Origin of the sequence: Cypionkella sp. (assembly GCF_034376685.1) — a bacterium.
Lineage (GTDB): Bacteria > Pseudomonadota > Alphaproteobacteria > Rhodobacterales > Rhodobacteraceae > Cypionkella.
In genome coordinates this window covers 1-7481 of the sequence record NZ_JAXMJJ010000008.1, presented here as the reverse complement: position 1 = coordinate 7481, position 7481 = coordinate 1, and the positions used below count along the sequence as shown (strand labels likewise).

8 protein-coding genes and 1 pseudogene are annotated in these 7481 nt (G+C 61.1%); 5 read left to right on the top strand and 4 right to left on the bottom strand.

The annotated features are described in order from the left end of the window. Positions 1-90, top strand: a pseudogene (locus U1A24_RS02425) (succinate dehydrogenase iron-sulfur subunit); the annotation flags it as partial. A gap of 72 nt (positions 91-162) precedes the next feature. Here U1A24_RS02425 and U1A24_RS02420 read toward each other — a convergent pair. Further along, positions 163-636 carry an autoinducer binding domain-containing protein gene (locus U1A24_RS02420; RefSeq protein WP_322320399.1) on the bottom strand — a complete coding sequence of 158 codons (474 nt, stop codon included), beginning with the start codon at positions 634-636 and terminating at the stop codon, positions 163-165. A 216-nt stretch (positions 637-852) separates the two neighbouring features. Here U1A24_RS02420 and U1A24_RS02415 point away from each other — a divergent pair, with 216 nt between their 5' ends. From U1A24_RS02415 to U1A24_RS02405, 3 genes are all read left to right on the top strand, one after another. Beyond that, positions 853-1365, top strand: coding sequence for a helix-turn-helix transcriptional regulator (locus tag U1A24_RS02415; protein WP_322320398.1), 513 nt, complete (start codon positions 853-855; stop codon positions 1363-1365). A 129-nt stretch (positions 1366-1494) separates the two neighbouring features. Next, on the top strand, positions 1495-2169 hold the full coding sequence (locus U1A24_RS02410; RefSeq protein WP_322320397.1) for an acyl-homoserine-lactone synthase: 675 nt from the start codon (positions 1495-1497) through the stop codon (positions 2167-2169). 272 nt (positions 2170-2441) lie between these two features. Then, positions 2442-3305, top strand: a complete 864-nt coding sequence (locus U1A24_RS02405) for an urea carboxylase-associated family protein (RefSeq protein WP_322320396.1) — start codon at positions 2442-2444, stop codon at positions 3303-3305. A 69-nt stretch (positions 3306-3374) separates the two neighbouring features. On the opposite strand, the gene U1A24_RS02400 is transcribed toward U1A24_RS02405, so the two are convergent. Together U1A24_RS02400 and glyA are read right to left on the bottom strand one after the other, a co-directional pair. Beyond that, positions 3375-4349 carry an aldo/keto reductase gene (locus U1A24_RS02400; RefSeq protein ID WP_322320395.1) on the bottom strand — a complete coding sequence of 325 codons (975 nt, stop codon included), beginning with the start codon at positions 4347-4349 and terminating at the stop codon, positions 3375-3377. A gap of 50 nt (positions 4350-4399) precedes the next feature. Then, positions 4400-5719: a serine hydroxymethyltransferase gene (gene glyA / locus U1A24_RS02395; protein ID WP_322320394.1), complete on the bottom strand. Its 1320-nt coding sequence runs from the start codon at positions 5717-5719 to the stop codon at positions 4400-4402. 106 nt (positions 5720-5825) lie between these two features. On the opposite strand from glyA, the gene U1A24_RS02390 reads away from it, so the two are divergent. After that, complete coding sequence (locus U1A24_RS02390; protein WP_322320393.1) at positions 5826-6704, top strand: LysR family transcriptional regulator; 879 nt, start codon at positions 5826-5828, stop codon at positions 6702-6704. Here U1A24_RS02390 and deoD read toward each other — a convergent pair. Then, positions 6701-7405, bottom strand: a complete 705-nt coding sequence (gene deoD, locus U1A24_RS02385; protein WP_322320392.1) for a purine-nucleoside phosphorylase — start codon at positions 7403-7405, stop codon at positions 6701-6703. The genes U1A24_RS02390 and deoD overlap by 4 nt on opposite strands. Between the last annotated feature and the right edge of the window lie 76 nt (positions 7406-7481).

Genomic DNA, 7481 nt, shown 5'->3' with positions numbered 1-7481 from the left:
ATGAACTGCACCAAGACCTGCCCGAAGGGGTTGAACCCCGCCAAAGCGATTGCCGAGATCAAGAAGATGATGGTCGAACGGGTGGTCTAAGCCCTGCGCAGAACCTGAAATGAGCAAAGGCGCGCCCGTAGTGGCGCGCCTTTGTCATCTGAACCGCGCGTCTTAACTGGAGCTCAGCGCCAGCAGGGCCGCTTGGATATCGGCTGAGAAGGTCTCAAAGCCATCGGTCAGCGCGTGCAAGGTGTCGACGATCTGGCTGACCTCGGCCCGCTGGGCGGGGGTGAAATCTGCGCCGCTTTTGGTCAGCCCGGCGATGGTGCGCGAGGCTTGCGGCCCCGTCGCATAGGTCCAGCCGTTGTGCAGCCCATGCGCCAGCGCATCGCGAATGACGCCTTGCGGGTCTTGATCGGTCAGATCGGCCCAGTTCACCGCGCCGATATTCGTCAGCCCCCAATGCACCACCGGATCGCTAAGCATGAAACCGCGCTCGCTGTAGTGGTCGATCCAATCTTGCTGGTAGGTTCTGTACAAAATCGTCGGGCGTGTGTAGCGGATGTGAATTGCCAAAGCAAAACCGCTGTCACAGATCGCCTGCAGTCGGGCCAGCCGTTCTGTGACTGCGGCTACCTTCGTCATATCCTTCACGATCACTCACCCTTTGGATGCTAGATGTTGCGATTTACACTTTATCCGGGCAATGTCTACGGGACGAGGCTATGACTTGGTGGAGCCCTCGGCAACTGTTTTGAGCATATGACCCTTCTGCAGGCAATGAAAAATCAGATCCAACATATAGCCCCGGCTGGCTCTTATGTCGCGTTGCGCGTTGGGTTCTCATTTCCTGAGGAGGAGATGAACAATCTGCCTGACATTTGGGTGGAGTTTTACACAACCCACGGGCTAGTGGTGCAGGATCCGGCGATGCGCTGGGTCTATGGCAACGTGGGCGGCATCCGGTTCTCGGAAATGGCCGCGACCGATCCGCACCAGGTGCGCGCCCATGCGGCGGTGTTTGGCCTGGGTCATGGCGCTGCGGTCTCGGTGATGACGCCGCAAGACAAGGGGCGGCGCAGCTACGGGCTGTTTTTCCGCGATGATCGCGATTTTGAAGATGCCGAGATGGATGGGCTGGTGCGAATCATGCAGCAGCTGCACGCGGGCCCCGAAGATGAAAAAAGCCTGACAAATGCCGAGGTAGAGGCGCTGAAACTGCAATCCGAGGGGTTGCGGCTGAAACAAATTGCCGCGCGTCTGGGAATCTCGGAAAGTGCGGTCAAGGCGCGTCTGAACAACGTCAAGCGTAAGCTTGGGGCAAAGACACAATCCCAAGCGGCCTCGATTGCGGCAGCGCGGCGGATTCTCTAAGCACTGCTGATAATCCAGCAAATTTTAAGTATTGCGATAGTCGCTCTAAATTTGCGGGCTGTCCGTAAATACAACTTCCGGGGTATTGTTGCTGCATCTGAAACGATTCAGCATGTTTAGGGGACCCCTATGGACAATATCCGCTTCGACTTCTCCGATTTCCATCGCTATGGCTCGGCATTTTACGACTTTTTGGCTTTGCGCAAGCAGGTGTTTGTCGATCAACTCGGCTGGGATGTGCCGCATAATGCCACGGTTGAGATGGACCAATATGACACACCGGTGGCGCATTACTCACTGGTTCTAAAACACGGCCAGGTTGTAGGAGGCGCGCGGGCGATGGCGACCACGGCAACTTGGGGGGCGCACACCTATATGCTGCGCGATGCCTATTCGGGCAAGCTGCCGCATATCCCGTCGCATGTGATGTCGGTGGAAATCGCGACGCCGCATGTCTGGGAATGCACCCGGTTGGTGATCTCGGATCAGTTGACGACCGCAGCGGAGCGCAAGGAATGTCTGACGTCAATCGTCGACGGGTTGGTTGAGATCACCCGGGCACATGGCGGGGAGGAGTTGATCTGCCTGTCTTCGATGACGTTGATGCGCGCGTTGCGCCAGATTGGCTATGAGGCGACGCGGTTGGGGGAAACCTATCGCAATGATGAAGATGGTCGGCAATATGCCGTGCTGCGGATGCCGGCCGAGTTTTCACGCGTGCGGCAGTTGCGGGTGGCGCCGATCCCGTTCCCGAGCCATCGTCTGCGGGTGGAGCCGAGCATCTTGCAGGGCGCGACGGCTTAAGCCATGCTGACTTGCAAGCAGAAAAGGAAGCCGTATGCCGTTGTTATTGCTGCTTCTGGTCGTGGCGGTGTTTGTCTATGGCTGGTTGGCGCGCCGCAACTCTACCCTGACGCGCAGCTGTCGGTGGCGGTTGGATCGGCGGTTGGGGCCGAGCCGTTATCACTGCGCCGCCTGTGGTGCGGTCTGTGATCCGGGGCCGGGAGCCAAGGCAATGTTTGCGTGCGGTTTGAGCTGGAGGGATTTGGCGTGCTGACACGAAGCGGGAGAGTGCGATGAAACCGGACCAGCCTGACCATATGGCCCCCGCCGATGCAGCCGCGCGCAAAGCGGTGGCCCCGGTGATCTGTTACCCGGTCGAGGGCCTGCCGCGCCCCGATCTGGCGCCCTATCTGGCGGCGCGGAAGGGGTGGAGTAAGGTCGCCGAAGTGCGGGTGCCCGCACGAGACGCACGCTGTTTTGACGTGCCCGCCGGGCATTTCTTTCGCATCACCAGCGTGGAAGGGCCGCAGGTGGGTGACCTCAATCTGTGGAACGCTGCCGATCTGACTGAGCGGTTTTTCTCGGGCAAAACCCGTGCCTTGCATGGCACGCATCTGTCGGCGGGCGATCGGATGTGGTCAGCGCTGCCTTACCTGCGCGAGATGGCGTTGATCACCGAGGATACGCTGGACTGGTATGGCTTCGATGCCTTTGGCGGGGCGGTGCATGACGTGATTGGCACCCGCTGTGACCCCTACACCAGCAATTTGCTGTCGGGCGGGCAGTATCATCATTGCTGCCATTCCAACCTGACGCGGGCACTGGCGGCGCGCATGGATCTGCCGCTGTGGCAGGCCGAGGCGCATGTGCATGACGTGCTGAACGTGTTCATGTGCACCGGATTCACCCGCGACACCGGGCAGTATTTCATGAAAGCCAGCCCGGTGCGGCCGGGGGATTATATCGAATTCTTTGCCGCGATGGACCTGATCGGCGGCTTGTCGGCCTGTCCGGGCGGCGATTGCTCCTCGGAGCACTCCTCGGATCAGGCGGCGTGTTATCCGTTGCTGGTTGAGGTGTTCAAGCCTTTGGCTTTGCCCGAAGGCTGGCATCCGGCACGGGCGAATGGCTATGACCGCAGTCATGGCGCAGTCTAGTCGGGGGGCGTGCCGCCCCCCAAACCCCCTGCGGATATTTGCCCGCAGAGGATGATCCTTTAGGGCGTTCTAGCAGTACCGCTCAATCGCCAGCAGTTGGTGATCGCCGTAGCGGTCGCCCGCAGCGAAGCCGGGCGGCAAGAGGCGGTCGATTTCGGCGTGATCTTCGTCGGTCAGCGTGATCTCGGTGGCCTGCGCCCATTGCTTCAGGTTTTCCGCCTTGCGGGTGCCGGGGATCGGGATCAGATGATCACCTTTCGCCAGTGTCCATGCGAGCGCGGTGGCGGGTGTTGTCCAGCCGCGCGCCGCACAGAAGGCGCGGAAGCCGTTGATCGTGTGGGTGTTTTCACTGAAGTTCGGCTCGGTGAAGCGTGGGTTCTGGCTGCGAAAACCGTCGGAGGGCTTGGCGAGGGGGGTATCGCCCAGCATGCCGCGCGCCAGCGGCGAAAACGGGATGAAGGCCACGCCAAGCGCTTTGCAGGCTTGGATCATGCCCAGTTCGGGCTGGCGGCTCCACAGCGAATACTCATTCTGCACCGCCGTGCAGGGATGGATTTTATGGGCAGCACGCAGGGTGTCGGGGGCGATTTCCGACATGCCATAGCCGCCGATTTTGCCCTCTTCGATCAGCCGCGACAGGAAGCCTATCACCTCGGTCAAGGGGCGGGCATGTTCGCGGCGGTGGATGTAGAACAGCTCAACATGGTCACGGTTCAGCCGTTTCAGCGAGGCCTCAAGCTCGGCGCGCAGATGGGCTTCCGAATTGTCGATGCGGCGCGGCGGACCGGAGACAAAGCTGGCTTTGGTGGCGATGATGACAGTCGGGCGGCGGGTGGTCAGCCATTTGCCGATGATGGTTTCCGAAATGCCCATGCCGTAGATGTTGGCGGTGTCGATGAAGCTGATGCCTTGGTCCAGCATCGCATCCAGACAGGCCAGGCTTTCAGCCTCATCCGTATTGCCAAAGATGCCGCCGAAGGACATCGCGCCGAGGCCAATGGCGGATACAGTCGGGCCGTTTTGGCCGAGTTTGCGGGTTTTCATGGGCGTCTCCTGCTGAGGGGATCGCAATAGACGCCCACGAATCGGTTAGGTCAAGGGTGCATATAGTGCAGGCCTTGGAAGTTATGCCGCAATGCAGCGGTGCGGGTGGCGAGCGCTTCGGGTGCGTTCGAGCGCAGGCCTTCGGCGATCAGAGCGGCGAGGGCGGGGGCGTGTTGCGGGGTGACCCCGCGACGGACAAGTTCGGGTGTGCCAATGCGCAAGCCGTTCAGATCATTCGGAACCTCTGCAATCGGCAGGCCGATGCCGCAGGCAAGGAAACCGGCTTTGCGCAGGGTTTTCGAGGCGGTCTGACCGCCGCCAAAGCTCGCCGCCTCAATCGCGAATTGGTGGCTTTGGGTGCTGCCTTTGTCTGCAGCAAAGATCGGCAAGCCTAGGGCGGTCAGTTCTTTGGCAAGCGCCTGCGCCAGATCGACCATCGCCTGCGCGTAGGCTGCGCCAAAGTCGCGCCAATCCAGCAACGACAGCGCCAAAGCTGCTGATTTCGCGGCGTCAAAATTCGCGGTCATGCCGGGGTAGGCGATGTGATCGAGCCGCTCGGCAATCGCGGCATCATTGGTCACAATCAGCCCGCCTGCGGGGCCGCCGAGGGATTTATAGGTGCTCATCGTCATCAGATGCGCGCCTTGGTGCAACGGATTGGCCCAAAGCCCGCCGGCGATGATGCCGCATTGATGGGCCGCGTCAAACAGCACCTTTGCGCCAACCTCATCGGCAATGGCGCGGATTTCAGCGACTGGATGCGGGAACAGGTTAAGGCTGCCGCCGACGGTGATCAGCTTGGGTTTGACCTTGTGGGCAAGGCTGCGAAGTTGTTCCAGATCAATGGTATAGCCGTCGGCATTGACCGGGGCGGGGTGGGTGATCAGCCCGTATAGTCCCGCACAGCCAGCCGCGTGATGGGTGACATGACCGCCGATTGTGGCCGGGGGTGCTATGATCACATCGCCGGGTTTGGTCAGCGCCATGAAGCCATACAGGTTCGCCAAAGCGCCTGAACTTACGCGGATTTCGGCATATTTGGCTTGGAAAACCTCGGCGGCGAGTTCGGCGGCGATCACTTCGATTTCCTCAATCGCCTCCAGCCCCATTTCGTATTTATCGCCGGGATAGCCCAAGGATGGGCGGCTGCCGAGGCCCCGCGACAGCACGGCTTCGGCGCGAGGATTCATGATGTTGGTGGCGGGGTTGAGGTTGAAGCAATCCTGATCATGGATTTGAGCATTGGCTTGGATCAGCGCTTCGATCCGGTTTGCGACCTGTGCTGTGGGCGCGGTCGCGTCGGTGGCAAGGCGTTGGATCAGGGCTTCGCAAGGTGCGGGAACCCAAGGGCGGCGGGCAAGATGGGGCATGGCGATCTCCTTTTGTCGCAGCAGACCAGAGTGGAGGCTTGCGGGCAAATCAGAATTGCGGAAAGTTAGGGTTAGAAAAACTAAGGCTGGAAAAGTTAGGGATAGCATGGCTGTTGCTCCACCCCGTCCAAAAGACCTGCCGCTGTCGGCGTTGCGTGCGTTTGAGGCGGCTGCGCGATTGGGAAGTTTTGCGCTGGCGGCTGGCGAATTGGGCGTGACGGCGGGCGCAGTGACGGCCCATGTCAAAACGCTGGAGGCGGCACTGGGATCGCCGTTGTTTTCGCGCGCTGGTCGCGGTGTGGCGCTGACAGCGGCGGGGGCGCGGGCGTTGCCAGAGTTCACTTTGGCCTTTGATGCTTTGGGGGCGGCGGTGCAGGTTTTGCGTGCCGAAGCAGCCCCCCGCGTGGTGCATATCGCGACCTTGCCGTCGATTGCGCAGCTGTGGCTGTCACCGCGCCTGCCTGCCTTGCGCGCGGCGGCACCCGAGATTGAAATCTCGATCACCGCGATGGAAGCCCCGCCAAACCTCAAACGCGCGCCCTATGATCTGAGCCTGTTCTACGGTGAGGGCGATCAGATCATCGCGCCGGACGTGATTTTTCCGGTGTGTTCTCCGTCACTTGCGGTGAAATTGCAGCGACCGGAGGATCTGGCAGGGGTGACCTGCCTGACCGACGCGAGTTGGGCGCAGGATTGGCGGATTTGGGCGGAAGTGGCGATGCCGGGGGTGAATTTCACCCCGCGTGGGCCGATGTTTTCGCTGTATGCGCTGGCGGTGGAGGAGGCTGCGGGCGGGGCCGGGGTGTTGATGGCGCATCAGGCTTTGGTTGCCTCGCATCTGGCGGCGGGGGCGTTGGTGGCACCGTTTGCGCAAAGGGTGACGCTGCCGGGGGGCTTGCGATTGTGGTCAGCGCGCCCGATGCGGCCGGGCTCGGCGGTGCAGCGGGCGGCGCGGTTTTTGCAGGTGGCGGGGGCGCGGGTTTAAGAAAAAGCCGCTTCCAAAGCCACCTCGACCATCGCACCGAAGCTGGTTTCGCGTTGGTCGGCGGGCAGGGCTTCATGGGTCAGGATGTGGTCGGAAATCGTCAGCACGGCGAGGGCGCGGCGGTTGTATCGGGCGGCGAGCATGTAAAGTTCAGCGGCCTCCATCTCGACACAGAGCGTGCCGTGGCGCTGCAACTGATCCGAAAGATCCTGCCGTTCGTCATAGAACGTGTCGGATGAGAAAATCCCGCCGACATGCACCGGAGTGCCGATTTTGAGGGCGGCTTTATGGGCGGCGGTCAGCAGGCCAAAATCGGCGCAGGGGGCGAAATTCAACTCGCGGAACAGGCTTTGCGACGGGCTGCCACAGGTGCTGGCGGTTTGCGCCAGAACCACGTCGCGGACGTTGACATGGGTTTGCAAAGCGCCTGCCGAACCGATGCGGATCAGGGTTTGTGCGCCATAATCTTTCATCAATTCATTGGCATAGATCGACAGCGACGGCATCCCCATCCCAGTGCCGTGGATGGTCACCCGGTGGCCGCGCCAAGTGCCGGTATAGCCCAACATGCCGCGCACCTCGTTCACCAACACCGGGTTTTCGAGATAGTTTTGCGCGGCCCAACGGGCACGGTAAGGGTCGCCCGGCAGCAGCACGGTTTCAGCATTTTCGCAGGGTTTGGCACCGATTTGGATGGTCATCGCATTCTCCGTTTTCGGCGTAGGTATGACGTTTTGCGGGGCTGGGGTAGGCTTTGGCTAAACCTGCCGCGAAGCT

Excerpts from the sequence above, each read along its gene's own strand:
- glyA (WP_322320394.1), bottom strand. The coding sequence starts at position 5,719 with ATGCCCCATCTTGCCCGCCGCCCTTGGGTTCCCGCACCTTGCGAAGCC.
- U1A24_RS02415 (WP_322320398.1), top strand. The coding sequence starts at position 853 with ATGAACAATCTGCCTGACATTTGGGTGGAGTTTTACACAACCCACGGG.
- U1A24_RS02390 (WP_322320393.1), top strand. The coding sequence starts at position 5,826 with ATGGCTGTTGCTCCACCCCGTCCAAAAGACCTGCCGCTGTCGGCGTTG.
- U1A24_RS02410 (WP_322320397.1), top strand. The coding sequence starts at position 1,495 with ATGGACAATATCCGCTTCGACTTCTCCGATTTCCATCGCTATGGCTCG.
- U1A24_RS02405 (WP_322320396.1), top strand. The coding sequence starts at position 2,442 with ATGAAACCGGACCAGCCTGACCATATGGCCCCCGCCGATGCAGCCGCG.
- U1A24_RS02420 (WP_322320399.1), bottom strand. The coding sequence starts at position 636 with ATGACGAAGGTAGCCGCAGTCACAGAACGGCTGGCCCGACTGCAGGCG.
- deoD (WP_322320392.1), bottom strand. The coding sequence starts at position 7,405 with ATGACCATCCAAATCGGTGCCAAACCCTGCGAAAATGCTGAAACCGTG.
- U1A24_RS02400 (WP_322320395.1), bottom strand. The coding sequence starts at position 4,349 with ATGAAAACCCGCAAACTCGGCCAAAACGGCCCGACTGTATCCGCCATT.